The organism is Streptomyces sp. 135 (genome assembly GCF_020026305.1).
Lineage (GTDB): Bacteria > Actinomycetota > Actinomycetes > Streptomycetales > Streptomycetaceae > Streptomyces.
The window spans coordinates 1702420-1727705 of sequence record NZ_CP075691.1; the positions used below are offsets into that span (position 1 = coordinate 1702420).

General features: G+C 72.0%; 21 protein-coding genes, 1 tRNA gene and 1 pseudogene. 6 read left to right on the forward strand and 17 right to left on the reverse strand.

Annotated features, from left to right (window positions below; translation table 11 throughout):
* Window positions 1-17 precede the first annotated feature (17 nt).
* Both KKZ08_RS07615 and KKZ08_RS07620 read right to left on the reverse strand, forming a co-directional pair.
* Complete coding sequence (locus KKZ08_RS07615) at window positions 18-728, reverse strand: ferritin-like domain-containing protein (RefSeq protein WP_223773715.1); 711 nt, start codon at window positions 726-728, stop codon at window positions 18-20.
* A gap of 228 nt (window positions 729-956) precedes the next feature.
* The gene (locus tag KKZ08_RS07620; RefSeq protein ID WP_223773716.1) at window positions 957-2012 is read right to left on the reverse strand and encodes an LLM class F420-dependent oxidoreductase; all 1056 of its coding nucleotides are present in this window, start codon (window positions 2010-2012) and stop codon (window positions 957-959) included.
* A 180-nt stretch (window positions 2013-2192) separates the two neighbouring features.
* Between KKZ08_RS07620 and KKZ08_RS07625 the strand changes: the two genes are divergently transcribed.
* Together KKZ08_RS07625 and KKZ08_RS07630 are read left to right on the forward strand one after the other, a co-directional pair.
* On the forward strand, window positions 2193-3173 hold the full coding sequence (locus KKZ08_RS07625) for an aldo/keto reductase (protein ID WP_223773717.1): 981 nt from the start codon (window positions 2193-2195) through the stop codon (window positions 3171-3173).
* Between the two features lie 380 nt (window positions 3174-3553).
* Window positions 3554-5811 (forward strand): annotated as a pseudogene (locus tag KKZ08_RS07630) (ATP-binding domain-containing protein).
* A gap of 111 nt (window positions 5812-5922) precedes the next feature.
* On the opposite strand, the gene KKZ08_RS07635 reads toward KKZ08_RS07630, so the two are convergent.
* Window positions 5923-6792, reverse strand: coding sequence for a hypothetical protein (locus tag KKZ08_RS07635; protein ID WP_223773718.1), 870 nt, complete (start codon window positions 6790-6792; stop codon window positions 5923-5925).
* A 47-nt stretch (window positions 6793-6839) separates the two neighbouring features.
* Between KKZ08_RS07635 and KKZ08_RS07640 the strand changes: the two genes are divergently transcribed.
* Window positions 6840-7028 (forward strand): DUF5703 family protein, encoded by a 189-nt coding sequence (locus KKZ08_RS07640; protein WP_127911640.1) that lies wholly within the window; start codon window positions 6840-6842, stop codon window positions 7026-7028.
* A 116-nt stretch (window positions 7029-7144) separates the two neighbouring features.
* Here KKZ08_RS07640 and KKZ08_RS38835 read toward each other — a convergent pair whose 3' ends face one another.
* From KKZ08_RS38835 to KKZ08_RS07655, 3 genes are all read right to left on the reverse strand, one after another.
* Window positions 7145-7957, reverse strand: a complete 813-nt coding sequence (locus KKZ08_RS38835) for a chaplin family protein (RefSeq protein ID WP_223773719.1) — start codon at window positions 7955-7957, stop codon at window positions 7145-7147.
* 137 nt (window positions 7958-8094) lie between these two features.
* Entirely contained in the window at window positions 8095-8328 is a 234-nt protein-coding gene (locus KKZ08_RS07650; protein WP_223773720.1) for a chaplin, read from the reverse strand.
* A 190-nt stretch (window positions 8329-8518) separates the two neighbouring features.
* Window positions 8519-9844 (reverse strand): M20/M25/M40 family metallo-hydrolase, encoded by a 1326-nt coding sequence (locus KKZ08_RS07655; protein ID WP_223773721.1) that lies wholly within the window; start codon window positions 9842-9844, stop codon window positions 8519-8521.
* A 198-nt stretch (window positions 9845-10042) separates the two neighbouring features.
* Here KKZ08_RS07655 and KKZ08_RS07660 point away from each other — a divergent pair.
* A tRNA-Leu gene (locus KKZ08_RS07660) sits at window positions 10043-10130 on the forward strand.
* A 62-nt stretch (window positions 10131-10192) separates the two neighbouring features.
* On the opposite strand, the gene KKZ08_RS07665 is transcribed toward KKZ08_RS07660, so the two are convergent.
* The 9 genes from KKZ08_RS07665 to KKZ08_RS07705 form a co-directional block, all read right to left on the reverse strand.
* Window positions 10193-11437, reverse strand: coding sequence for a beta-ketoacyl-[acyl-carrier-protein] synthase family protein (locus tag KKZ08_RS07665; RefSeq protein WP_223773722.1), 1245 nt, complete (start codon window positions 11435-11437; stop codon window positions 10193-10195).
* The gene (locus KKZ08_RS07670; protein ID WP_223773723.1) at window positions 11434-11703 is read right to left on the reverse strand and encodes a phosphopantetheine-binding protein; all 270 of its coding nucleotides are present in this window, start codon (window positions 11701-11703) and stop codon (window positions 11434-11436) included. The genes KKZ08_RS07665 and KKZ08_RS07670 overlap by 4 nt, the downstream gene beginning before the upstream one ends.
* Window positions 11704-11863: 160 nt before the next feature.
* Window positions 11864-12871, reverse strand: a complete 1008-nt coding sequence (locus KKZ08_RS07675) for a class I SAM-dependent methyltransferase (RefSeq protein WP_223773724.1) — start codon at window positions 12869-12871, stop codon at window positions 11864-11866.
* A 136-nt stretch (window positions 12872-13007) separates the two neighbouring features.
* A complete protein-coding gene (locus KKZ08_RS07680; RefSeq protein WP_223773725.1) occupies window positions 13008-13685 on the reverse strand; it encodes a potassium-transporting ATPase subunit C in 678 nt (225 codons plus the stop codon).
* 7 nt (window positions 13686-13692) lie between these two features.
* Window positions 13693-15840, reverse strand: coding sequence for a potassium-transporting ATPase subunit KdpB (kdpB, locus tag KKZ08_RS07685; RefSeq protein ID WP_223773726.1), 2148 nt, complete (start codon window positions 15838-15840; stop codon window positions 13693-13695).
* Entirely contained in the window at window positions 15837-17501 is a 1665-nt protein-coding gene (gene kdpA, locus KKZ08_RS07690) for a potassium-transporting ATPase subunit KdpA (protein ID WP_223773727.1), read from the reverse strand. The genes kdpB and kdpA overlap by 4 nt, the downstream gene beginning before the upstream one ends.
* A gap of 8 nt (window positions 17502-17509) precedes the next feature.
* Entirely contained in the window at window positions 17510-17599 is a 90-nt protein-coding gene (gene kdpF / locus KKZ08_RS07695) for a K(+)-transporting ATPase subunit F (RefSeq protein WP_037802756.1), read from the reverse strand.
* Complete coding sequence (locus KKZ08_RS07700; RefSeq protein WP_223773728.1) at window positions 17596-17796, reverse strand: hypothetical protein; 201 nt, start codon at window positions 17794-17796, stop codon at window positions 17596-17598. Before KKZ08_RS07700 ends, kdpF begins: the two co-directional genes overlap by 4 nt.
* Window positions 17797-17822: 26 nt before the next feature.
* The gene (locus tag KKZ08_RS07705) at window positions 17823-18218 is read right to left on the reverse strand and encodes a cupin domain-containing protein (RefSeq protein ID WP_223778946.1); all 396 of its coding nucleotides are present in this window, start codon (window positions 18216-18218) and stop codon (window positions 17823-17825) included.
* Window positions 18219-18300: 82 nt separating this feature from the next.
* On the opposite strand from KKZ08_RS07705, the gene KKZ08_RS07710 reads away from it, so the two are divergent.
* Together KKZ08_RS07710 and KKZ08_RS07715 are read left to right on the forward strand one after the other, a co-directional pair.
* Entirely contained in the window at window positions 18301-19443 is a 1143-nt protein-coding gene (locus tag KKZ08_RS07710) for a helix-turn-helix domain-containing protein (protein ID WP_223773729.1), read from the forward strand.
* Window positions 19419-20975: an acetolactate synthase large subunit gene (locus KKZ08_RS07715; protein WP_223773730.1), complete on the forward strand. Its 1557-nt coding sequence runs from the start codon at window positions 19419-19421 to the stop codon at window positions 20973-20975. The genes KKZ08_RS07710 and KKZ08_RS07715 overlap by 25 nt, the downstream gene beginning before the upstream one ends.
* A gap of 66 nt (window positions 20976-21041) precedes the next feature.
* Here the strand turns inward: KKZ08_RS07715 and KKZ08_RS07720 are convergent, their stop codons facing one another.
* A complete protein-coding gene (locus KKZ08_RS07720) occupies window positions 21042-22337 on the reverse strand; it encodes a hypothetical protein (protein ID WP_223773731.1) in 1296 nt (431 codons plus the stop codon).
* Window positions 22324-25203, reverse strand: coding sequence for a peroxidase family protein (locus KKZ08_RS07725; protein ID WP_223773732.1), 2880 nt, complete (start codon window positions 25201-25203; stop codon window positions 22324-22326). Before KKZ08_RS07725 ends, KKZ08_RS07720 begins: the two co-directional genes overlap by 14 nt.
* Window positions 25204-25286: the final 83 nt, after the last annotated feature.

Consider the following 25286-nt stretch of genomic DNA (forward strand, 5'->3'; position numbering starts at 1 on the left):
CTCTTCGGAGAGGCGGCCTAGGTGTACTCGGGCGCCGGGGCCGCAGGGCCGCTCAGTGCGTCGCGCCGCTCGGGCCGCTTCAGGGAGACCATCCGCCGCCAGCCGCCGAGCCGCTCGTACGTGTACGCGGCGTGGATGCCGGTGGCGAGCACCTTCCGCTTGGTGGGCGGCCAGTGGAGGATGCGCCCCGTGTGGTCCAGCACGGCGAGGCTCACGTCGCGGTGGACGCGGATCTCGGCGAGCGCGTAGTCGCGCAGGACGCGCTGGATGGTGTGGCCGTACCCGGCGGACGCGAAGCGCAGCAGCTCCTCGTGGCAGTACGCGAGGTGGTTGTCCTCGTCCTCCGAGATCATCCGGACGGCACGGCCGATCTCCGGGTGGTCGGCGAAGTACCTGAGCAGCAGCCGCATCTGCTCGGCGGCGCGCTGTTCGGTGACCCGGCTGTGCGCGAGATAGGTGACGATGTCCCGGACAGTCAGTTCCCGGTCGGTCTTCAGCCGCTCGTGGGCGAGGCCGATGCCGTGCTTCTCCAGCAGCATCGTGTAGTCCGTCTCGTGCGGTACGTCGACGGGGCGCAGGCCGCGCCTCTTCATCAGGGCGCGGAAGATCCGGCCGTGCTTGTCCTCGTCGGCGCCGTGCCGGGTGATCTTGGGCACGAACGCGCGCTCACTCGCCGGAACGAGGGCGGCGATGCGGCCGTTCTCGAAGACGCTCCTGGCCGAAAGCATCACTGGCACCTCCATGCCCCTGGACGTGGACCTCCGCGAAGACGAAGTCAAATGCGAGGCCCGCCACCGGGCAACAGGTGTGCGGGGCGAGTGGGCCGGCCGAAGGACGTCGACGGCGGGCCCGAGGCCGTAACCGAGGGCGCCCGTGGCGCGTTGTTCCGCGTGACGGCCGTGGCGGGGAAGACCCCCCGAGCCCCCACCACGGCCGCAGAAATCCCTCTCCCCTCGTTACGCCAGTCCGGCGCGTTCCAGCGCCTCGGTGCCGGCCCGCAGCGCGGCGATCCGCTCCTCCAGCGTGAAACCCGCGGGCGCCAGCGTGAGGGTGGTGACACCGGCCGCCGCGTAGGCCTGCATCCGGTCGGCGATCCGCTCCACGGAACCGAGCAGCGTCGTCGAGTCGATCAGCTGTCGCGGGATGGCGGCCGCCGCGCCGTCCTTGTCGCCCGCCAGGTACTTGTCCTGGATCTCGGCGGCCTCCTTCTCGTAGCCCATGCGCCGCGCGAGCTGGTTGTAGAAGTTCTGCTTGCGGCTGCCCATGCCGCCGACGTACAGCGCGGTGTAGGGCCGGAACATGTCGGCGAGGGCGTCGACCTGGTCGTCCGCGCCGACCGCGAGCGGCACCGTCGGGACGACGTCGAAGCCCTCCATGGTCTTGCCCGCCTTCTCGCGTCCGGCGCGCAGGTGCCGCAGCGCGGTCTCCTCCAGGTGCTCGGCGGCCGGGAAGATCAGCAGGGCGCCGTCGGCGATCTCGCCGGTCTGCTCCAGGTTCTTCGGGCCGATCGCGGCGATGTAGAGCGGGATGTGCTCGCGCTGCGGGTGGACGGTCAGCTTGATGGGCTTGCCGGGGCCGCCGGGCAGCGGGAGCGTCCAGTGCTCGCCCTCGTAGGAGAGGCGCTCGCGCGTCATGGCCTTGCGGACGATCTCGACGTACTCACGCGTGCGGGCCAGCGGCTTGTCGAACTTCACGCCGTACCAGCCCTCGGAGACCTGGGGGCCCGAGACACCGAGGCCGAGGCGGAACCGGCCGCCGGAGAGCGAGTCGAGGGTGGCGGCCGTCATCGCGGTCATCGCGGGCTGCCGGGCCGGGATCTGGAAGATCGCGGACCCGACGTCGATGCGTTCGGTCTGCGCGGCCACCCAGGTCAGCACCGTCGCGGCGTCCGAGCCGTACGCCTCCGCGGCCCAGCAGACCGCGTAGCCGAGCCGGTCGGCCTCCTTGGCGACCGCGAGATTGTCCGCGTCCATCCCGGCGCCCCAGTAGCCGAGGTTGATCCCGAGCTGCATGGCCGATCCCCTAACCGCTGTACTCATGAGTAACGTGCCTGTGCCGGGGACTGTAGCGCGCGGGCGCGGGATCCGTCAGGGGCTGGTCGGTTCCCCTGATGGGCGGCCGAGTTCTCCACAGTCGCGGGTTTGTCCACAGGCTCGCCCGTCGCCGGGGTGTGGCCAGTAATCTCAGCGCCCATGGAGCAGAGGCATCTCGGCCGGACCGGCCTGCGCGTGTCCCGCATCGGACTCGGCACCCTCACGTGGGGCCATACCGAGGAGAGCGACGCCGCCGAGCTGTTGAAGGTGTTCTGGGAGGCGGGCGGCACGCTCGTCGACACGGCCGACGTGTACGGCGACGGCGAGTCCGAGTATCTGCTCGGCCGCCTGATCGAGCGGCTCGTCTCCCGGCGCGATCTGGTCATCGCCACCAAGGCGGGCAGCGTCCCCGATCCCGAGCGGCGCTTCGACGGCTCCCGGGGCCATCTGCTCTCCGCGCTCGATGCCTCGCTCGCCCGCCTCGGCACGGATTACGTGGACCTGTGGCAAGTGCACGCCTTCGACCCACGCACCCCGCTGGACGAGACGCTTCAGGCCCTCGACATCGCGGTCAGCACCGGCCGGGCGCGCTACGCGGGCGTCTCCAACTTCTGCGGCTGGCAGCTCGCCAAGGCCGCGACGTGGCAGCTCTCGATGCCGGGCGCGCGCACCCGTATCGCCAGTACGCAGATGGAGTACTCCCTGCTCCAGCGCGGCGTCGAGCGCGAGGTGCTGCCCGCCGCCATCGACCTGGGAGTGGGCCTCCTGCCCTCCTCGCCGCTCGGCCGGGGAGTACTGACCGGGAAGTACCGCCGCGCGACCCCCGCCGACTCGCGCGGCGCCTCCGACCACATGGCGCCCTTCGTCGCGCCGTACCTGGACGACGCGGCGGGGCACATCGTCGACGCGGTCGCGACGGCCGCCGACGGACTCGCGGCGACCCCGCTCCAGGTCGCCCTGGCCTGGGTGCGCGACCGCCCCGGAGTGACGGCCCCGATCGTCGGCGCGCGCAACGCGCAGCAGCTCACGGCCGCATTGTCAGTGGAGAGCCTTAGTCTTCCTGACGAGATCTGCCAGGCGCTCGACGATGTGTCGGCGCCCGTGCACCGCTATCCCGATCACGACTGGAGCACGCTGTGAGTACGGAACCCGCTGCCGCGGAGGACCCCGGAGCCGCTGCCGCGGAGCGAGCGGAGTCGCCCGCCGGGCCGGGCGAGACTCCGCCGGCGCCCGCCGGGCCGGGTGCGGAGGAGAACGGGGGCGGGAGTGCCGAGGCCGCCGGGCCGGTCGCCCCTCCGTCGACAGCCGCCGAGCCCGGCGGGGAGGAACACACGGGCGGAACGGCAGCGGAAGACACGGCCGAGAGCCGCGAGGCCGCCGCGTGGTCCGAGACTCCGCCGGCGCCCGCCGGGCCGGGCGCCCAGGAGGACGTGGGCGGGACAGCCGCAGTAGGCGCAGCCGAAAGCACCGAGGCCGCCGGGCCGGCCACCCCTCCGTCGGCAGCCGCCGGGCCGGGCACGGTGGAGGACGCCGACGGGACGGCCGCAGAAGGCGCGGCCGAGAACGCCGCGGCCGCCGCGTTGTCCGAGACCCCGTCAGTATCTGCCGGGCCGGGCGAGGGGCCGTCGGCAGCCGCCGGGCTGCCCGAGGGACCGTCGGCCCCCGCCGGGCCAGGCGAGGAGGAAGGCGTCGGCGGGGCAGCGGCAGAAGGCGCGGCCGAAAGCGCCGAAGCCGTCGCGTTGTCCGAGGCCGAGGCGGAGATCGCCGCGCAGCGGGAGTTGCGGGAGCGGATCGAGCAGCGCAAGGCGTCCAAGGAAGGGCCCATCGAGGCCGGGACGAAGCTGAGCGGGACGGCCGCCGACCTGCTCGCCGCCGTGCGTGCCGTGGAGAGCGGCGAGAAGCCCGTCGTCGGTGCCTTCCGCGAGCCCGAGCCCGCGCGGCGCAGGCCCACCCCGCCACCCGCGCGGGAGCCCGTACGGCCGCACCCCGCCACTGAGGCGGCGCCCGCCGAGGAGAGTGTCGCCGCGGTCCGTGCCGTGCTCGCCGAAGGAGGCGCGCCGGAGACGCTCGCCGCGCCGACGGCGGCCACGCTCGGCGAGGGCGCGGACGACCGACTGCGCGCGGACCCCTGGCAGTTGCTGCGGGTCGGCGGTGTCCGCCCCGAGCAGGCCGACGGGTTCGCGAGGGCACTGCTCGGCCCCGACTGCGGTCCCGGCGACGAGCGCAGGGGCCGCGCGATCACCGTGTGGCTCCTGGAGCAGGCCGCCGTCGCGGGACACACCGCCCTGGACGCCGCCGCGCTGACCGCGGCCCTGGGGCAGCGCGCGGTGCCCGACCCGGATGCCGCGGTGCACGGCGCCCTGGCGGAGGGCGACGCCCTGGTCTTCCAGGACGCCCTCGAAGGAGCCGAGACGGTGCCGGTCCAGCGCTCGGACGACGAGGGCGGGCAAGGGCCGGAGGGCGGACAGGAAGAGCAGGAGCGCCCGGTCCGCGTCCTGATCGGCCTGGAGCGGTACGCCATGGCGGAGGAGAGCCTCGCCGACGGACTCGCCCGGATCATCAACTCCCTGCCCAAGGAGGACGGCCCTGGCCCCCGTGACACCGACTGGGAGGCAGCCGCGGCCGAGGCTTCCGGGTCCACGGCCGAGCTGATCCGTGCCGTGGGCGGGCACGGCCTCGTGCTGCACTCCGGTGGCGAGGCGGCGCGCTCGGAGCCCGCCGCGCTGGTGGCCGCCGCCGCCGCGCTCGGCCTCCGGTGTGCGCGGCCGCCCACAGCGCCGACGGCCGGCGCCGCCTCGCGCAAGCGACCGGTACACACGAGGCGGCCGTGACCGTCGCGGGACTGCTCTCCGGCGCGCAGGGCCCCGGACGCGACGCCGACGGTGCCCTCGCCCTTGACCTGCTGGTGGTCCTGGACGCCCCGCAGCTGGACGTGGAGTCCGCGGCGATGCTCGTGGAGTCCCTGCCGGACGGCGCCCGCCTGGTGCTCAGCGGCGATCCGGGCGTGCTGTGGTCGGCGGGCCCCGGACGGGTCTTCGCCGACCTCGTCGCCGCCCGCTGCTGCCCGCACGTCGTCTCCCGCACCCCGGACCCCGGCCCCCTCGGCGAGCTGACGTCCGGCATCGGCATCGGCGAGTTGAACGCGGTCGAGGCGCCCGGCAAGGAGGTCGTGCTGGTCCCGGTGCGCGACGCCGCCGAGGCGATCCACCGCACGGTGCAGCTCGTCGCGGACTCGGTGCCGAGGGCGATCGGCGTGCCCGCCGAGCAGACGCAGGTCATCACACCGGGGCACGGCGGCGCCGCCGGCACCCGCGCGCTCAACGCCGCGCTGAAGGAGCGGCTGAACCCCGGCCCCGGCCGGTTCGGCGGCTTCGACCCCGGCGACCGGGTCGCCCACGTCCCGGCGGCGGGCCACACGACGCTCGGCCGCGTGGTGCGGGCCGACGCGGAGGGGCTGCACCTGGAGTGCGACGGCGACCCCGTGCTCGTACGCAGGGAGCGGGTGGAGCGGGAGGTGCGGCACGCCTGGGCGCTCACGGCACATCAGGCGGCCGGGCTGCGCTGGCCCGCCGTGGTCGTGGTGCTCCCCGGCGACGCGGCGCAGACGCTGACCCGGCCGTGGGTCTACACGGCGTTCACCCGGGGCGAGCGGCACCTGTCGGTCGTGCAGGGCGTCGAACAGGCCCTGCCGCGCGCGGTGGCGGAGCGCCTCTGGAAGGACCGTACGACGCGCCTGCGGACGCTGCTGCGCCCCCAGGTCCCCTCGGCGGCGCCCTGAGCCGCTGAGCCGGGCGGCGCCACGGGCGCGGCCCGGCCCTGCTCCACGAACGAGCGCGCCGCCCCCTTGAGGGGACGGCGCGCCCACCGAGGGAGACGTCCGTGAAGGGCGTCAGCGACCGGCTTCCCGCACACCGGGCTCCGCCCCACCGGTCTCACGAGCATCACCTGCCTCGTCCGCCCGATTCGCCCCCTTCGCCACATCAGGCACGGCAGCCCCATGAGCCACGTCGCCAGTCACATCCGGCGCGTCAGTCACATCGGCTTCCTCGACCTCGTCGATGTCGTCGAGAGGCACGGCCACATCCGGGTCGATGTCGGGGTCCGCGTCGAGCCCGTCGAGTCCGTCCAGGCCGTCGAGTCCGTCGTGATCCAGCTCGTCGTCGAAGACCGAGCTGACGTCGAAGCGGCAGACCACCCGGTGCGGGTCGGCCTGGTCGAAGGGGGCGCCCAGCCACTCCCCCGGCTCGGCGGTGACGTCCGCCGCGGTGACCCACAGCGTGGAATCGCCCTCCTCCAGGCCGAACTCCTTGTGCCGGGAGGCGATCTCGTCCGGTTCGAACTCCCCGAAGAGGACGCCGAGCGCGCCGTGCACGGTGTCGGCCGGACCGGTCCCTCCCGGCCCGTCCGCGTCGAGGTCGGCGACCCGCTGCGCCTGGGCGAGCAGCCGCTGCGGTTCCGCCACGGCGTAGTCGCGGCGGATCAGCACGCTCAGCGCCTTCGCCTGCGCCGGGCCCTGGTAGGGCGGCAACGCGTCGTCGGTACCGGGGATCTCGAAGGGCGTGACCTCGTCGTAGCGGTCGTAGAGGAGTTCGTCGTACTCCTCCGCCGCGGCGGCGAGTTCGTTGAACGCTTCGTACACGGCCGGATCGTCCTCGCCCGACCTGCGTTCGACCGCGGCCAGGTGGCGGTCGAGCGCGGTCTTGACCGCCTCGGCGGCGGCACGTACCTCGGCAGCGGTGGGCTGCGCAGCATCAGACATAGTGCAGACGCTATCCGTACAGGGCCCGTGCCCGCACAATAGATGCGATGCCGGAATACGAATTTGTCGACGTGTATGTACCGCGCGGGGTCACCCGCAAGGAAGCCACACGTCTGCTGACAGACCACGCAGAGTACGGACACTGGGAGTTGGACCGCCTGAGTCTGCACCCCGACGGGAGCCGCAGAGTGCGGCTGAAACGACGGATCATCCGCCAGGTGCGGGCCACCTGGTGAGCGGGCGCGAGCCCGTCTGATCCGGGGCCGCGGGAACCGGAGCGGGCCCCGCGACGGCGGGGCCCGCTCCGTTCCGGCGTGCCCGGCGGCAGCTGACCGCACGGGCACAGGGTGACTCAGGCGCCCGCCCGCGCCCTCCGGTACAGCACGGCGCCCGCGAGCAGCACGCCCGCGCCCATCGGCAACGCGAGGCCGACCGGCAGCGAGCTGCCGGTCTGCGCGAGCTGCGAGGTCCCCTCGGGCGGGGTGACGGTCTGCGTGCCCGGGTGGTTCGGCTTACCCGGATCCCCCGGCTTACCGGGCTGCTCGGGCTTACCCGGATCCCCCGGCTTACCGGGCTGCTCGGGCTTGCCCGGGTCCCCCGGCTTACCGGGCTCTCCCGGCTTACCAGGCTGCTCGGGCTTGCCCGGATCCCCCGGTTTGCCCGGCTCCTCCGGCTTCCCGGGGTGCTCGGGGTCCGTCGGCGGCTTCTCGCCGCCCGGCGGGGTCACCGGGCCGCTGTCGTTGGCGCAGCCGTTGCCACTGGTCGCGTTGCCGAGACCGCCGACGGTGACGCTGTCGCCGCAGACGTTCACCGGAGCGTTCACCGGCACCTGGACGGTGTTGCCGGAACCGACGCCCGGGGAGTCGCTGGTGCGCCCCTCGGCCTTGGCCCCGCCGGAGGGCTTGTGCGAGCCGCCCCCCTTGCCGGAGTTGGCGCAGTTGTTGCCCATCGCGGGGTTCAGGACCCCGACGACGTTCACGGTGTTGCCGCACACGTTGAGCGGGGCGTCAATGGGGGCCTGGACGGTGTTGCCCGACAGCACTCCGGGGGAATCCGAGGCGCCCCCCCTGGCGGTCGAGTCGGCGTGCGCGTAGCCACCGGACATGGCGAGTACGCCCGTCGCGGCCGCCATGGTGATCAATCCTTTGCGGGTGCCCTGTCGCATAGCTGTTCCCTGCCTTCTACCTTCCGGAATACGCCCGGGCCCTTGCCCGGACCTGGAATGCCCGTCGGCCCCGGAGCGCATGGCGCGCGCTCCGGGGCCGACGGACTCAGCCCCTCAAGGGGTGAGGCACAACAACGTCACTTGTTGATGCAGGTGTTGCCGAAGGTGGGGTTCAGCAGCCCGATCACGTTGACCGTGTTGCCGCAGACGTTCACCGGGACGTGGATCGGGGCCTGGATGACGTTGCCCGAGACGACACCGGGAGACTTGACGGCGGCACCCTGGGCACCGGCATCGGCAGCGGCGACGCCCGCGCCGGCGAGCACGAGACCACCAGTGGCAGCCGCAGCAGCGACGATCTTCTTGATCATTGTTCCTCCTTGTTGGCAATGCAGTCCCAGCCGCGGACTGCACCACCTGTAACGAGGAAGGAGTAAGGGGGCTACGAGCTGAAGAGTGCTTTCACTCTTTTCAGTCAAGTACGCACGCGCTGGCGATTATTGGAGTGTCGTTTCACCATGAAAAGCAGACGATAACCGGCCGCCTTCCGGCCGGCTCCCGTCAGGACGCGTCGATGAACCGGTCCAGCACCCGGACGCCGAACTTGAGGCCGTCGACCGGTACCCGCTCGTCGACCCCGTGGAACATGCCCGCGAAGTCCAGCTCCGGCGGCAGCTTCAGCGGCGCGAAGCCGAAGCCCCGGATGCCGAGGTCGTCGAAGGACTTGGCGTCCGTGCCGGCGGAGAGCATGTAGGGCACCGCGCGCGCGATCGGGTCCTCGGCCCGCAGTGCGGTCTGCATGGCGTCGACCAGCGCTCCGTCGAAGGTGGTCTCCAGCGCCTTGTCCGCGTGCACGTCCTCGCGCTTGACCCGCGGGCCGAGGATCCGGTCCAGGTCGGCGAGGAACTCCTCCTCGTAACCCGGCAGATAGCGGCCGTCGACGTGCGCGGTGGCCTGGCCGGGGATCACGTTCACCTTGTAACCGGCGCCGAGCTGCGTCGGGTTGGCGGTGTTCTGGAGGGAGGCGCCGATGAGCTTGGCGATGCCGCCGAGCTTGGCGAGCGTCTCGTCCATGTTCTCCGGGTCGAGCTCGGTGCCGAGGGCGTCGCCGAGCTCGTCGAGGAAGTGCCGCAGCGTCTTGGTGACGCGTACGGGGAACTTGTGCCGCCCGAGGCGGCCGACGGCCTCGGACAGCTCGGTGATCGCGTTGTCCTTGTGGATCATCGAACCGTGGCCGGCGGTGCCGTCCACGGTCAGCTTCATCCAGTGCATGCCCTTCTGGGCCGTCTCGACGAGGTAGAGCCGCAGGTTCTCGTTGACGGTGAACGAGAAGCCGCCGACCTCGCTGATCGCCTCCGTGCAGCCCTCGAAGAGGTCGGGGTGGTTGTCGACGAGGTACCGCGCGCCGTACGTCCCGCCCGCCTCCTCGTCCGCGAGGAAGGCGAGGACGATGTCGCGCGGGGGCTTGCGGCCGGTGCGCAGCCGGTCGCGGACGACCGCGAGGGTCATCGCGTCCATGTCCTTCATGTCGACGGCGCCCCGGCCCCACACGCAGCCGTCCGCGATCTCCCCGGAGAAGGGGTGGTGCGTCCAGTCCATGGCGTTGGCCGGTACGACGTCGGTGTGGCCGTGGATGAGTAGCGCGGGCCGTGACGGGTCCTCGCCCTCGATCCTCGCCACCGTGGACGCCCTGCCGGGGTGGGACTCGAAGATCTTCGGCTCGAGACCGACCTCGGCGAGCTTCTCGGCGACGTACTCGGCGGCCTTGCGCTCCCCCGGGCCCGAGTGGTCGCCGTAATTGCTCGTATCGATCTGGATCAGTTCGCGACAGAGGTCGACGACCTCGTCCTCACCGGTGACGGCCTTGCCCGTGCTGGACCCGCTCACGCTGGCTCCTCCCGCATTCGCTGCTGGTGGTCCCCCTCATCCTCTCTCTCCCGGGCTCCGGGCCCAAGGGCGGGCGGGTGCCGTCATCAGCAGTTCACGCTGGGTGCAGGGGTGGCGGAGGGGTGATCGAGTGCCCCCGGAAGCCTGGTAATGTTCTCTGTGTCGCCGCGGGGAACACCCCGCGAAGACAGACACCTGGTCCGGGTGGCGGAATGGCAGACGCGCTAGCTTGAGGTGCTAGTGCCCTTTATCGGGCGTGGGGGTTCAAGTCCCCCCTCGGACACCAGTTGAAAACCCCACTTCACGTGGGGTTTTCTGCGTTCCTGGGTGGTGGCGCGTCCGACCGCGTCATGGGCGGGGCAGGCCTTGTGCGCTCCGGCTGAGAATGACTGCGGCGTTCTGCCCTCCGAAGGCGCTCGAGGTGCTGATGGCCGTCCGCATCCGGACGGCGCGTACGGACTTGTGCACGATGTCGAGGTCGATGTCGGGGTCAGGCGTGTCGGCATTGGCGGTCGGCGGGACTATCTGGTGCTGCAAGGTGAGAACGGTCGCCGCTGCCTCGATGGCGCCGGCGGCGCCCACGGCGTGCCCCAGGACGCTCTTCGAGGCGGTGACCGGCGGGGGTGGCGTGAACACCGAGTGGAAGGCGTGGTGTTCCGCGAGGTCGTTGGGCCGGGTCGAGGTTCCGTGGGCGTTGATGTGGTCGATGTCGTCAGGGCCCAGCCGTGCGTCGCGCAACGCCGACCGGATAGCCCGTGCCAGCCCGCGCCCCTGAGGATCGGGCGAGGTGATGTGGTGGGCATCACAGGAGGCGCCGTATCCGGTCAGCAGTGCCCTGGCCGTGGCACCCCTGGCGCGGGCGTGGTCGCTGCGCTCCAGGACGAGGACGGCCGCTCCTTCCCCGAGGACGAAGCCGTCCCGGTCGCGATCGAAGGGGCGGGAGGCGCCGCCCGGGTCGTGGCGGCGGGTCGAGAGCGCGCCCATCTGCGCGAAACAGATGGCCGGGATGCGATGACAGACGGATTCGGCGCCTCCGGCGAGCACGATGTCGCAGCTCCCGGAGCGGAGCAGGTCGCGGGCCACGCCCAGAGCCGTGGTCCCGGATGCGCATGCCGTGCTGACGGTGAGGTTGGCGCCGCGGGCGCCGAGGTCCAGGCCGATCTCGCCGGCGACCATGTTCGGCACGCTCCGCGGCAGGGCGAAGGGCGAGACCCTGTCGGGCCGGCCGGCTGCGGCCCGTGCGAACTCCCGCTCGTAGTGCTCGAAGCTACAGGTGCCCACCCCCATGACGACGGCGACATCGCACGACGGCCAGGAAGCCGGGTCCAGGGCCGCGTCCGCCACGGCCTCGCGGGCGGCGACCAGGGCCAGTTGCGTGCCGCGGTCGAGCCGCCATGCCAGACGTCTTCCCAGCTGCCGGTAGGCGTCGAAGTCGGGGACGCGGCACGAGAAGTCCTGCGGGAGTCCGGTGAGGACGGGGTCGGTGGCAGCGGTCGGCAGGCCGGCGACCAGGCCGTCCCAGGTGGCCCGGGCGCCCACCCCCGCAGGGGTCACCATGCCCAGGCCGGTCACGGCGATCGCGCGCTCGCTCATCGCTCCGTGCCGCCGGGGGCTGGCACGGTCGAACCTCCCGAGGCCACCGACCGGTCGAGCACCGCCGCGGCATCGGCCAGCGTCGCGGTCGGCGGCAGGTCTTCGAGCCGTTGCCCCGTGCGCTCCTCGACGAGCAGGGAGAGCTCGGCGAGCGAGAGTGAGTCGAGGCCGAGGCTGTCGAAGGTGGCCTCGGGGTGGACCTCGTCGGGATCGACACCGAACGTCCCCGTGAGGACCTTCGTGATGGCCGGATAGCTGTCGCTCATATGGTGAATACTCCTGACTTGCCTGGGTCGCGCCCTCTATATGAGTGTTCGGCAACTCGGCTGCCATCCTGGGCCCTTGCGGTGGGCCAACCAAGCAGCACCGCTGCGGGGTCACCCGTGAGTGTCCCGGCACTCCCGCTGCTCCCCTTGTCTCTCGCACTCAGCCCGCGGGGGCCGGCTCCTGGCGTCTGGTCAGTTCCGTCAGCAGCGTGAACTCCGTCGCGTCCCGGCGGATGACGGCCCGCCGCGTCTGGTTCGGGGCCGCCGCGGCCACCAACGCATGGACGTCGGACTCCCCGCGCTCGATCAGCGGCCAGTCGGCGAGGTACTTCATCAGGTGACCGAACGGATTGCCGGTGCTGATGTTGGAGAAATAGAAGACGCCGCCCGGGGCGCACAGCCGGGTCATGGCGTAGGTGATGAGCAGCCGGGCGGGGCGGTCCGGCAGGTAGTCGAAGAGGCCACCGGCGAGGATCGCGTCGTACGGCCCGTGCGCGGCCAGCTCGGGGAGGACGGTGAACACGTTCCCGCACACCCCGAAGAGGTGCTCGTCCACGCCGGGGGCTACCTGCGTACCGGCATGCGCCAGCGCGTCCGGATCGATGTCGTTGAGTACGACGATGTCTTCGTGGCCGAACAACCCGGGCTCGACGGTACGAAGGTCGGCGGCACCGCCGCAGGCGATGAGCAGGATCCGCCGCCCGTGCCTGCCGTGCGGGCGGCGGGCCAACGTGCGGCGGATCAGCTCTCCTTGATGCGCGATCTTGTTCCGGTGCTGCTGTGTGATGGGCGATGCCTGGAGGAAGGAGTCGATGAACCAGCCCGTCGTCCCGGGCTCGGCTTCGGTGTCCCCCGACACGATCTGCTCGATGATCTCGAAGTCACCGGGGTACCCGCGCCGCTGCTCCTGTGCCCGCAGCACGAGTGGCGACACCTTCAATGCCGCGCGCAGAGGCCGGAGCGCCCGCTTGATCTGCTCCTCGGGCACAGCGGCATCCAGGCAACGGACCACCGACTCGGTGAACCCTGCGACGAACGGGGCGGCGGCGTCCGTTTCGGACCGCGTTCCCGGGACGAACGTCTCGATCTCGTGCGCGAACCGCTCCGCGAACAGGGCGATTTCCTTAAGTTCGGGGTATTCGTCCCGAACAGTGACGCCAGGGGTCATGACGGGCACTCCAGGAGGTGGTAAGGCCTGCCCAAGGACAACTATCACGCTCCGGCGCGACGGACGGGTTCATCGCGGTCGTGCATCGTGAATTCCGTGTTGTCCGCCCGGAGTACCCCACGGCCTCGTCAGGTGGTCAGGAGCCGTGGCGCCGCCCGGTCAGTTCCGCGAGGGCGATGTTGAGCCGCAGGACGTTCACGCGCGGTTCTCCCATGAAGCCGAGGGTCCGTCCTTCGGTGTGCTCGTCGACCAGGTTCCGGACCCGGGCCACGCTCACGTGGTTCCTCTCCGCCACGCGGTGGACCTGGAGGGCGGCGTACGCCGGGGAGATGTGCGGGTCCAGGCCGGAGCCCGAGGAGGTGACCGCGTCGGGGGGTACGTCGGCGGGTGCCACCTCGTGGTTGGCCGTGGAGTTGTCCTTGACCACGGCCGCCTTCGCCTTCTTCACCTGGGCGATCAGCTCCTTGCTGTCACCGGCCAGGTTGGTGGCGCCGGACAGGAGCAGCTCGTACTGAGTGTTGACGCTGTTCTCACCGAGGCCGTTGGAGGGGCGCGGCTGGAACCACCTGAGGTCGGGCTCGGGGGTCTTCTGGCCCTTCTTGAGCGGGAGGTCGTAGCGCTGGCCGATGAGTTCGGAGCCGACGACCCTGCCGTCCGCCTTGATCTCGGAGCCGTTGGCCTTGTCGTGGAAGAGGGCCTGGGCGACGCCGGTCACCGCGAGCGGGTAGAGGACGCCGCAGACCAGGGTCAGGACGAGGAGGGCGCGCAGGCCCGCGCCGAGCAGCCGGGCGGTGTTGCCTACGGAGTTGTTCATGAGCGCGTCACCCAATGCCGGGGATGAGGGAGATGAGTCCGTCGATGATCTTGATGCCGATGAACGGGGCGACGAGCCCGCCGAGGCCGTAGACGCCGAGGTTGCGCCGCAGCATCCGGTCCGCGCTCATCGGGCGGTACCGCACGCCCTTCAGGGCCAGGGGCACCAGCGCGACGATGATCAGGGCGTTGAAGATCACCGCGGAGAGGATCGCGGATTCTGGCGACGACAGGTTCATGATGTTGAGCTTGTCGAGGCCCGGGTACGCCACCGCGAACATGGCCGGGATGATCGCGAAGTACTTCGCGACGTCGTTGGCGATGGAGAACGTCGTCAGCGCGCCCCGCGTGATGAGGAGTTGCTTGCCGATCTCCACGATCTCGATCAGCTTCGTGGGGTTCGAGTCGAGGTCGACCATGTTGCCGGCCTCCTTGGCGGCCGACGTACCCGTGTTCATCGCCACGCCCACGTCCGCCTGGGCGAGGGCGGGGGCGTCGTTGGTGCCGTCGCCCGTCATCGCGACCAGCTTGCCGCCGGCCTGCTCGCGCTTGATCAGCGCCATCTTGTCCTCGGGCGTGGCCTCGGCGAGGAAGTCGTCCACGCCCGCCTCGTCCGCGATGGCCTTGGCGGTCAGCGGGTTGTCGCCGGTGATCATGACGGTCTTGATGCCCATGCGGCGCAGCTCGTCGAAGCGTTCGCGCATGCCCTCCTTGACGACGTCCTTGAGGTGGATCACCCCGAGGACCCGGGCGCCGTCAGCGTCTTCCACGGCCACCAGCAGCGGCGTGCCGCCGGCCTGCGAAATGCGGTCGTTGAGTTCCCGCGCGTCCTCGGCGACCTCTCCCCCGCGCTCCTCGACCCAGGCGATGACCGAGCCGGTCGCGCCCTTGCGGACCCGGCGGCCGTCGGCGTCCACTCCGGACATGCGGGTCTGCGCCGTGAACGCCACCCACTGGGCGCCGGTCAGCTCCCCTTGGTGGCGCTCGCGCAGGCCGTACTTCTCCTTGGCGAGTACGACGATGGAGCGGCCCTCGGGCGTCTCGTCGGCCAGCGAGGAGAGCTGGGCGGCGTCGGCGACCTCGGCCTCGGTGGTGCCGCGCACCGGCACGAACTCCGCGGCCTGACGGTTGCCGAGTGTGATGGTGCCGGTCTTGTCGAGCAGCAGGGTGGAGACGTCACCCGCGGCCTCGACGGCCCGGCCGGACATGGCGAGGACGTTGCGCTGCACCAGGCGGTCCATGCCCGCGATGCCGATCGCGGAGAGCAGGGCGCCGATGGTGGTGGGGATGAGGCAGACGAGCAGCGCCGTCAGGACGATCAGGGAGGTCTGGCCGTCGGCCCCGGCGTAGATCGCGAAGGGCTTGAGCGTGACGACGGCGAGCAGGAAGACGATGGTGAGGGACGCCAGGAGGATGTTCAGGGCGATCTCGTTGGGCGTCTTCTGGCGGGCCGCGCCCTCGACGAGGTTGATCATGCGGTCGATGAACGTCTCGCCGGGCTTCGTCGTGATCTTGATGACGATGCGGTCGGAGAGGACCTTCGTACCGCCCGTGACGGCGGAGCGGTCACCGCCGGATTCCCGGATGACGGGAGCCGACTCGCCGGTGATCGCGGATTCGTCGACGGAGGCGACGCCCTCGACGACGTCACCGTCGCCGGGGATGATGTCGCCCGCCTCGCAGACCACCAGGTCGCCGACGCGCAGGTCGGTGCCGGGGACGTGCTCCTCGGTGCCGCCGGTCAGGCGGCGCGCGACCGTGTCCGTCTTGGCCTTGCGCAGCGTGTCGGCCTGCGCCTTGCCACGGCCCTCGGCGACGGCCTCGGCGAGGTTGGCGAAGACGGTGGTCAGCCAGAGCCAGGCGGTGATCGCCCAGCCGAACCAGTTCCCCGGGTCCTTCACCGCGAGCACGGTGGTGACCACCGAGCCGGTCAGGACCACGAACATGACCGGGGACTTGGCCATGACCCGCGGGTGCAGCTTGCGGAAGGCGTCGGGCAGGGACCTCAGCAGCTGGGCGGGGTCGAAGAGGCCCGCGCCGACCTTGCCCTCGTCCGGGGGCCTGTGCCCGCTCGGCACGTCCTGGTGGGGCGCGCGGGTCGCGGCCGGCCCCTCGTCCCGGCGGTCCATCTCGTGTTCCTTGGTGTGTGTGCTCATGACGCCAGCCCCTCGGCAAGCGGTCCCAGCGCGAGGGCGGGGAAGTAGGTCAGACCGGTGATGATCATGATCGTGCCGACCAGCAACCCGGTGAAGAGCGGTTTCTCGGTGCGCAGGGTGCCCGCGGTCCTGGGGACCGGCTGCTGCTCCGCCAGCGAACCGGCGAGCGCGAGGACGAACACCATCGGCAGGAAGCGGCCGAGCAGCATGGCGAGACCGATCGTGGTGTTGAACCAGGTCGTGTCCGCGCTCAGGCCGCCGAAGGCCGAGCCGTTGTTGTTGGCGCCGGACGTGAAGGCGTACAGGATCTCGGAGAAGCCGTGCGCCCCGGAGTTGAGCATCGACTCCTTGGGCGTGGGCAGCGCCATCGACACGGCGGTGAAGCCGAGCACGAGCGCCGGGGTGATCAGGAGGTAGCAGGCCGCCAGTTTGATCTCGCGGGTGCCGATCTTCTTGCCCAGGTACTCGGGGGTGCGGCCGACCATCAGGCCCGCGATGAACACGGCGATGACCGCCATCACGAGCATGCCGTAGAGGCCGGAGCCGGTGCCGCCGGGGGCGATCTCGCCGAGCTGCATGCCGAGCATCTCGATGCCGCCGCCGAAGCCGGTGTAGGAGGAGTGGAAGGAGTTCACGGCGCCGGTGGAGGTGAGCGTGGTGGCCACCGCGAAGATCGACGAGCCGCCGATCCCGAACCGGGTCTCCTTGCCCTCCATCGCCCCGCCGGCCAGGTCGAACGCCGGACCGCCGTGGTGGAACTCGGTCCACATCATCAGCGCGGTGAAGCCGAGCCAGATCGTCGCCATCGTGGCGAGGATCGCGTAGCCCTGGCGGACGGAGCCGACCATCTTGCCGAAGGTGCGGGTCAGCGAGAAGGGGATGACGAGGATCAGGAAGATCTCGAAGAGGTTGGAGACGGGGCCGGGGTTCTCGAAGGGGTGGGCGGAGTTGGCGTTGAAGTAGCCGCCGCCGTTCGTGCCCAGCTCCTTGATGACCTCCTGCGAGGCGACCGCGCCGCCGTTCCACTGCCGCGTGCCGCCCAGGAACTGGCCGACCTCGTGGATGCCGGCGAAGTTCTGGATCGCGCCGCAGGCGACCAGGACGAGCGCGCCGACCACGGAGATCGGCAGCAGGACGCGGACGACGCCGCGCACCAGGTCGGCCCAGAAGTTTCCGAGCTCACCGGTGCGGGAGCGCGCGATGCCGCGTACGAGGGCCACCGCCACGGCGATCCCCACCGCCGCCGAGACGAAGTTCTGCACGGCGAGGCCGGCGGTCTGCACGACGTGGCCCATGGCCTGTTCGCCGGAGTACGACTGCCAGTTGGTGTTCGCCACGAAGGAGGCGGCGGTGTTGAACGCCTGGTCCGGGTCGATGGATCGGAAGCCCGGCGAGCCGGGCAGCGCGCCCTGGAGCCGCTGGAGCAGATAGAGGAAGAGGACCCCGACCGCCGAGAAGGCGAGGACGCCGCGCAGATACGCGGTCCAGCGCATCTCGGAGTCGGGGTCGGCGCCGATGGCCCGGTAGAGCCACTTCTCGACGCGCAGATGATTCTTGGAGCCGTAGACGCGGGCCATGTGGTCACCGAGCGGGCGGTGGGCCAGGGCGAGCGCGGCTATGAGAGCGAGCAATTGGAGCACGCCGGCAAGGACGGGGCTCATATCCGTACTCAGAACCTCTCGGGAAAGACGAGGGCGAGGACGAGATAGCCCAGGAGGGCGACGGCCACGACCAGGCCGACGACGTTCTCGGCGGTCACAGCTTCGTCACCCCCTTGGCGACAAGGGCCACCAGCGCGAAGACCGCGATCGTGGTGACGACGAAGGCCACATCGGCCATCGTGAGCTCCTGAGGAAGTAGATGCGTGAACGGTTCGAGGAAAGCTCCCTTTCGTTCGTTTTCGGCCGTCGTTGACGCCGTCCATACGGGGGTGGCGGGCGTCTTGACGGGTCCCATACGAGGGGGGCGGCGAGCGGTGGCGGTTACTCGGTCAGCGCGTGCCCCGTCGTGGCGTCCACGTGGGCGGGGACGTCCTCGTGGCGGTCCCCGACCGTGGAGGTGCCGGTGGGTTCGAAGAGCAGGATGCGGGCCCCGTCGGGGGCGGACGGCTTGTGCTCGGTGCCGCGCGGGACCGTGAAGACCGAGCCCCGCGGCAGAGTGACCGTGCGCTCCCCCGCGGGCTCACGCAGGCCGATGCGGAGTTCGCCGCCGAGCACGAGGAAGAACTCGTCGGTGTCGTCGTGGACGTGCCAGAGGTGCTCGCCCTCGACCTTGGCCACGCGTACGTCGTAGTCGTTGACGGTGGTGACGATGCGGGGGCTCCACAGGGCGTCGAAGGAGGCGAGGGCCTGGTCGAGGGCGATGGGATCGCCGGTCAGGGGGGCAGGGGTCACGGGTTCGCTGTTCATGAGGTGATCTTGCGACGTGACGGACCGCCGCCACGAGTGCTAGAAACCGCATATGGCGCAAGGATCCTCGCAACCGGCCGCGCGGCGGACACCGCACCGGGTCGTGGTCGTCGTCGACGAGGGGACCAATCCCTTCGAAGTCGGCGCCGCCACCGAGGTGTTCGGCCTGCCCCGGCCCGAACTCGGCCTGCCCGGAGCCCTCTACGACGTCGTGCTGTGCACGCCGAGGCCCGGCGTCCGCATGAACCACGGGTTCTTCACCCTCACCGGCGTACCCGGACTCGACGCCGTGGAGAGCGCCGACACGCTGATCCTGCCGGGGCGGCCGGACAACACCGTGCCGCGCGCCCCGGCCGTACGGGACGCCATCCGGCGGGCCCACGCGCGCGGCGTCCGGATCATGAGCTTGTGCACCGGCGCCTTCGCGCTCGCGGAGGCGGGCATCCTCGACGGGCGCCGGGCCACCACGCACTGGCAGTGGGCCGACTCCTTCCGGAAGCTGTTTCCGGCCGTGCGGCTCGAACCGGACGTGCTCTTCGTGGACGAGGGCGACATCCTCACCGCGGCGGGCAGCGCGGCCGCCCTCGATCTGGCCCTGCACATCGTGCGAAAGGACTTCGGCGCCGAGGTCGCCAACTCCGTGAGCAGGCGTCTCGTGTTCGCGGCGCACCGGGACGGCGGGCAGCGGCAGTTCGTGGAGCGGCCGGTTCCCCAGGTGCGGGACGAGTCCCTCGCCCCGGTGCTCGCCTGGGCGCAGGAGCGGCTGGACGAGCCGCTCACCGTGACCGGCCTCGCGGCGCGCGCCGGGCTCAGCCCCGCGACCCTGCACCGCCGCTTCCGCGCCCAGCTGGGCACCACACCGCTGGCCTGGCTCACCGCCGAGCGCGTGGCCCTGGCCTGCCGCCTCATCGAGCGCGGCGAGGAACGCCTCGACGTGGTCGCGCGCCGCAGCGGCCTTGGCACCGCCGCCAATCTGCGGGCCAGGCTGCGCCGCGAGACGGGGCTCAGCCCGTCCGACTACCGGCGCAGGTTCGGGCCCGGCGGGCCCCCGGCGGCTGGCCGGATCCCGGCTGCCGCGAACGGCCCGCACCCCGTGAAGACTGGCCTCTCCCCCGCACCGGGCGGCGGCGCCGACCGCGCGCCCCGGCCACCGAGCAGAGGCGGAACGCCATGCCGAACGGAGCGCAGATCCTGATCGACGGCCTCGTGGGCGGTGGCGTCCGCGCGTGCTTCGCCAATCCCGGCACCTCCGAGATGCACTTCGTGGCCGCACTCGACGAGGCACCCGCGCTGCGGCCGGTGCTGTGCCTCTTCGAAGGCGTGGCGACGGGGGCCGCCGACGGATACGGGCGGATGACCGGGCGCCCCGCGTGCACGCTGCTGCATCTGGGCCCCGGCCTCGCGGGCGGCCTGCCCAACCTGCACAACGCGCGCCGGGCCGCGACGCCTGTCGTCAACGTCGTCGGCGACCACGCCCTGCGTCACAAGCGGCTCGACGCGCCCCTGGAGTCCGACATCGGGGCGCTCGCCCGCACCGTGTCGGCCTGGACCCGGCGTACGTATCACGCCGGTGAACTCGCCGGGGACGTCGCGCAGGCCGTCGCCGCGGCCACCGGACCGCCGGGCGCCATCGCGACGCTGGTCGTGCCCGCCGACGTGTCCTGGTCCGAGGCGGACGGGCAGCCCACGGCCATGCCCGCCGCCACCGCGGCGCGGCCTCGTGTCGGTGGACGCGGTGACGGGCGCCGCCGAGGCGCTGCGGTCCGGTGCCGGTGCCGCCCTGCTGCTCGGCGGGCGGCCGCGCGGGCGGGGCTCGTGGCCGCGGGGCGGGTCGCCGCGGCCACCGGGGCGAAGCTGCTGTGCGAGACGTTCCCGGCGCGCCTGGAGCGGGGCGCGGGCCGGCCCGTCGTGGAGCGGCTCGCCTACCTCGCGGCGGGCGCGCGGCACCAACTGGGGGGCATACGGCACCTGGTGCTCGCCGGGGCGGTGCCGCCGGTCGCCTTCTTCGCCCACCCCGGGCAGGGCGGCGCGCTGGTGCCCGAGGAGTGCGCGGTGCACACGCTCGCGACGGGCGCGGAGGACGTGCCGGCCGCGCTCGAGGGCCTCGCCGAGGTGGTCGGGGCCGGTGTCTCCCCCGTGCGGGAAGCGGCGGTCCGGCCCGCGCTGCCCTCCGGTGAGCTGACCGCCGAGTCGGCGGCGGCGGTGATCGGGGCGCTGCTGCCGGGGCAGGCGATCGTCGTCGACGAGGCCAACACCTCGGGCATCTGGCTGCCCGGGGCGACGGCGGGGGCGCCGCCGCACGACTGGCTGACGCTGACCGGCGGCTCGATGGGGCAGGGTCTGCCGCTCGCGGCGGGGGCGGCCGTGGCCTGCCCCGACCGGCCCGTGCTCGCCCTCGTGGGGGACGGCGCGGCGATGTACACGCCGCAGGCCCTGTGGACGCAGGCGCGCGAGGGCCTCGACGTCACGACGGTCGTCTTCGACAACCGCTCGTACGCGATCTTGAAGCTGGAGCTCGGGGCGGTCGGCGCGACGGCGGACGGGGCGCGGGCGCGGCGGCTCCTCGACCTCTCCGGCCCCGCCCTGGACTTCGTCTCGCTGGCGCGCGGCATGGGCGTGCCCGCCGAACGGGCCACGACGGCCGAGGAGTTCGCGGCCTCCCTGAAGCGGGGCTTCGCGGAGCCGGGGCCGCTGCTCATCGCCTGCGCGGTGCCGGCACTGGCGTGATGTACCGCCTGGGCGCGAGGACCCGTCAGGTGTCCCACAGGGCCCCGTGCCGGCGGTGCACGTCCGTCAGCCCGTTCGTGAAGAACCTCTCGTAGTACTCCTCCTCCACGTGGTGGACCTGGAGCCACGCCCCGGGTACGTGGATCGCGTCCGTATGCGCGGGAAAGCGGCCGCGCTACCTCGCGGAGGCGAGCGAGTACGAGGAGCGGGTGGTCGACTGCGCGCGGGACATCTGCGCCGTACATCCTGCGCACGCACGTCCTTGTCGGTGTAGACGCCGCCGGGGCCGAACTCGGCGCGTACGACCGCGTCCCCCGCGTCCGTCATCGAGTGGTGCGCGGGCGGGCAGGCGGCCTCGATGAGGGGCTCGCCGTCGGGGGCGGTCAGGCCCACGGGGTGCGAGCGCACGGCCGCGTACTTCGGGAGCGGGACGTGCCAGCGCCACACGTCCGGCAGGCGCCAGCGCGGGGTGACGAAGGAGAAGCCGAGCATCTTGCCGTAGGCGCGGGAGAACTTCGGGTCGCCGAGGGCTATCTGGGGGTTGAGGGAGGCGTGGATCCAGGCGCCGAGTCCCATCGCCTCGGCGGAGAGCATGAGGTTCTGGAGGAGCAGGTCCGCCTCGATCTGGGTGCGCAGGGGGCCGAGCGCGCCGAGCGGCAGCTTCAGGGCGCCGTTGAGGAAGCCGTTGGCGATCCACTTCTTCACGCCCGCCGGGCGGTAGAAGTTGCGGTCGTCGACGAGGGTGGGGCGGGCCCCGTCCGGCTGGGTGAGCAGGTACATCAGGGCGTCGATGTACTGGTGGGAGAGGTCCACCACCGGGAACAGGAGCGTCGTCCCCGGCAGGTTGGACAGGAAGCCGTTGGAGTCCAGGTAGGCCGGGAAGTCGCGCAGTCCCCCGGCGACGTCGAGGCGGTGGTCGAGGACGCGGACCTTCGCCTGCCGCGCCCGCTCGATGAGGTGCTCGGCGTCGAGCGGCAGGTCGGGTGCCGGGGGCAGCCGGCGCAGGAAGTACGTCCCCGCGTCGTTGATCAGGAAGAAGTGCGTGCCCTGCGCGTTGTCGGGGCTGCCCGCGGTACGGCCGGCCATGGTCATGTTGGGCTTGGCCATGATCGGCTTGCCGTCGCGCGGGGCGTCGAAGGGGCGGTCCGGCATGGTGAGGCCGGTGCGGCCCGTCAGCGCGATCAGGACCGCCTCCTCCAGCTCCGTGAGGGGGTGCGGCGCGTGGGGCGAGCGGTAGGTCATCGAGCCCGCGGGGACGGTGGCGCCGCGGCTCACCCGGTGGGTGCGGCGGCGCCAGAGCGTCTCCAGGAAGGGCCGGGCGAACAGATCGGCCAGCCCCTCGTGCCCCTCAGCGGGTGTCACGCCCGCCGCCTTCGGCCACCGGCTGCACCTGGCGCCACGGCGCGAACGCGCTCGCCCCGCGCGGCAACAGGCCCGCCAGCTCGGGGCAGTGCCGCAGCAGGACGGAGTTCATGCCGCCCTTCTGGACCCAGTCGATGCCGAGCGGGGTGTAGATCTCGGGGCGGAAGTCGACGGTCAGGAAGCGGTCGCTCTGGAGCCGCCTCGTCGCCATCAGGATGAAGACGCGGAAGGCCGTGTCGCTGAAGCCGAAGCCGTGCGGCGGGTTCTCGGCGAACAGGCCGACGACCGTGTCGATCTCGTCGACCGAGCGGTAGACGTCCCTCAGCCGGGCGACGGTCACCGGGTCCTGGGAGAGCTCCTCGAAGGAGCGTATGCGCTGCTTGTGCAGGCCCTCCCGGAAGTCGTTGTAGCGGGGCACGCCGCGCCTGCGGGTGCGGACCAGGTCGACCACGGACAGGTCGATGATCTCGCCGTCGCGCTCGAACCGCTGGAGCGCGCGCGGGAAGTTGTGCAGGGTGATCGCGCCGGGGTGGGCGATGCCGAAGGAGTAGAGCGTGTCGGCGAGGCCCGTCTTGCGGATGGCGCCCTCGGCGGCGGTGCCCTGGACGTCGCGGAAGCCGAGGGTCTCCAGGCGCTGCCCGAAGCGGTGTTCGCGCATCTCGAAGTCGTCGGGGATCAGCGGGTGCATGCGGTAGACGGTGACGAAGTCCTCGGTCAGGGAGTACGGCGCGGCGTGGTGGTCCGGCAGGGTCTTGGGGATGCCGGTCAGCGAGTGGGATTCGAGCAGCCACAGGCCGAGCTTCTGGAGCCAGCTGTCCGGCGGTCCTTCCCAGTTGGTGCGCAGCCCGAGGTCGATCGCCTCGGTCGCGAGGATCGCCGGGGTCCACTCCACCGTGTGGATCTTGGCGATGAGCGCGGAGACGACGAGGCGCGCCGTGTGGTAGACGCTCTCCTCGTTCATGGAGGGGTAGGCGTGCCGCAGCGCGGCGCAGACCGCGTTGTGCTCGCGGGCGAAGAGGGTGTGCATGGCGCTGAGGCCGAGCCACCAGTTGTCGGCGAACCCGGTCAGCGGGACGCCGTTCGGACCTAGGGGCAAGTGGCCCTCGTCGAGGCGGAGTCCGGCTCCGCCATCGGGCTCGCGCAGGTATTTCGCGGTCCGTTCGTTCTCGCCGTACACCTCGGAGCCGTCCCACCAGTGGGAGGCGGTGTTGGCGAAGAGGACCGGCGGCTGCCCGCCGGGGAGCGCGATGCCCTCGTTCTCGGCGAAGCGCATCACGCGCTCGGCCGGGCCGCCCGGCGTGTTGTGCCAGGTGCTGCCGGGCGGCATCGGCACCTCGACGCTCTCGCCGCCCGGCTTGTGGCGGCGGTGGTTGACCCAGTCGTGGACCTGGAACTGGATCCAGGCCGCGGCCAGGACGTTCAGCGAGGTCGCGGGCAGGAACGTGTCGCGGTAAAGGAGTTGGCGGCTGACGGTCACCGGGTTCGGGACGTCGAAGAGGTCGGGCCGGTGGACAGGCTTGAGGTTGCGTCCGAAGGGCGCGCCCACGGCGCCCATGGCGGGGCGGGAGAGGTCGTTGTACGTCCCGTCGTAGGACCGCACGGTGCGCAGGTGTTCGTCGGCTGGGGCGGGCACCGGCATGGCCTTGGGCGGCGCCTCGTGCACGTCGGTGTCGATGAGGTTGCGGCGGCGCAGCGCCTTGCGCAGGAAGACGAGGTTGAGCAGGCTCGCGGACAGGGGCAGCCGGTGCCAGGGCACAGCGCGGTTCAGGAGCCGGAACGCGGCGCCGGCCGGGGCGCCCAGCACCTTGTTGCGCAGCGGTTCCCCGGTGACGAAGCGCAGGCCGTGGCGGTGCGCGGCGCTCGCTTCGTACGCGGCCTTGCGGGCCCGGTTGAGGTTGCCGAGGGGACGGAAGTCGTCCGTGGTGAACCACGGGTTGAAGCCGATCGTCTCGACGCGTCCGCCCGCGGCGCGCGCCCGCGCGGTCTCGAGGTCCTGGCTCGGCACGGTGAGCGTGGCGACGGGCAGCGCGGGCGCGAGGGACTCGGGCCACTCCACGGCGCCGTCCTCGACGGGGGTGCGCTTGTCGTCGACATACCGCTGGACGCACAGCTCGAAGGCGATGTCCTGGCGGACTAGGCGGGCCTCCAGTTCACGGCGCAGGTAGTGAGGGTCGCGCCGTTCGGGGCGGGTGCCGCCGGCGGTGGCGTGGCCCGCGGGCCGCAGCAGATAGCGGACCGGGCCCGCCTCGCCCCACAGGATGGCGCTGCGGCTCCAGTACGTCTCGCCCGCCAGGCTCTCCACCGTGCGGCGGGTGGCGGCGCGGATGTTGCGGCGCATGCGGGCGGCCGTGGACGGGCCGACGGCGAGCGGCAGCCTGACGAAGAGCCCGACGGCCTTGCGTACGCGCGTGGTGGCGCCCGCCATGGCCTTGGCGAAGGCCACGAACTCGCGGGCGTCACGGGCGTGCGACACCGGGTGGTTGGTGGCGAGCAGATCGTGGCTCTCCTCGGCGGACACCGCCACGCGCACGGCGATGCCGCGCAGGTCGGGCGCGCCGTCGGCCTGCCGGATGCCGCCCGCGTTGGAGAGGCGCACGGTCGCCGGGTAGGTGGCGCCGGGTTGCGCGAAGCCGCCGCGCAGGGCGTCGGGGAGGTCGTCGTGGAAGCGGATCCTGGCGTTTTCCACGCCGAGCGCGGCCTTGGCGTGGAAGGTGCGCTCCAGGTCCTTGGTCCGGCTCGCGCGCCGGTTCTTCTCCTGGACCTTCATCAGCTCATGGGCCAGGCGTTCGAAGATCCGGCGCTCCGCTTCCGGGGTGCCGCCCATGTAGCGCTCGTGACGGTGCTGGTGCTGTCCGGTGTCGGCCATCGGGAGCCTCTTCCATCGCACGGCATACGGGACTGCGTGAGGGAGGGGGCAGGCAGACGCTACTGGCGGCGCCGGTCGGCCGC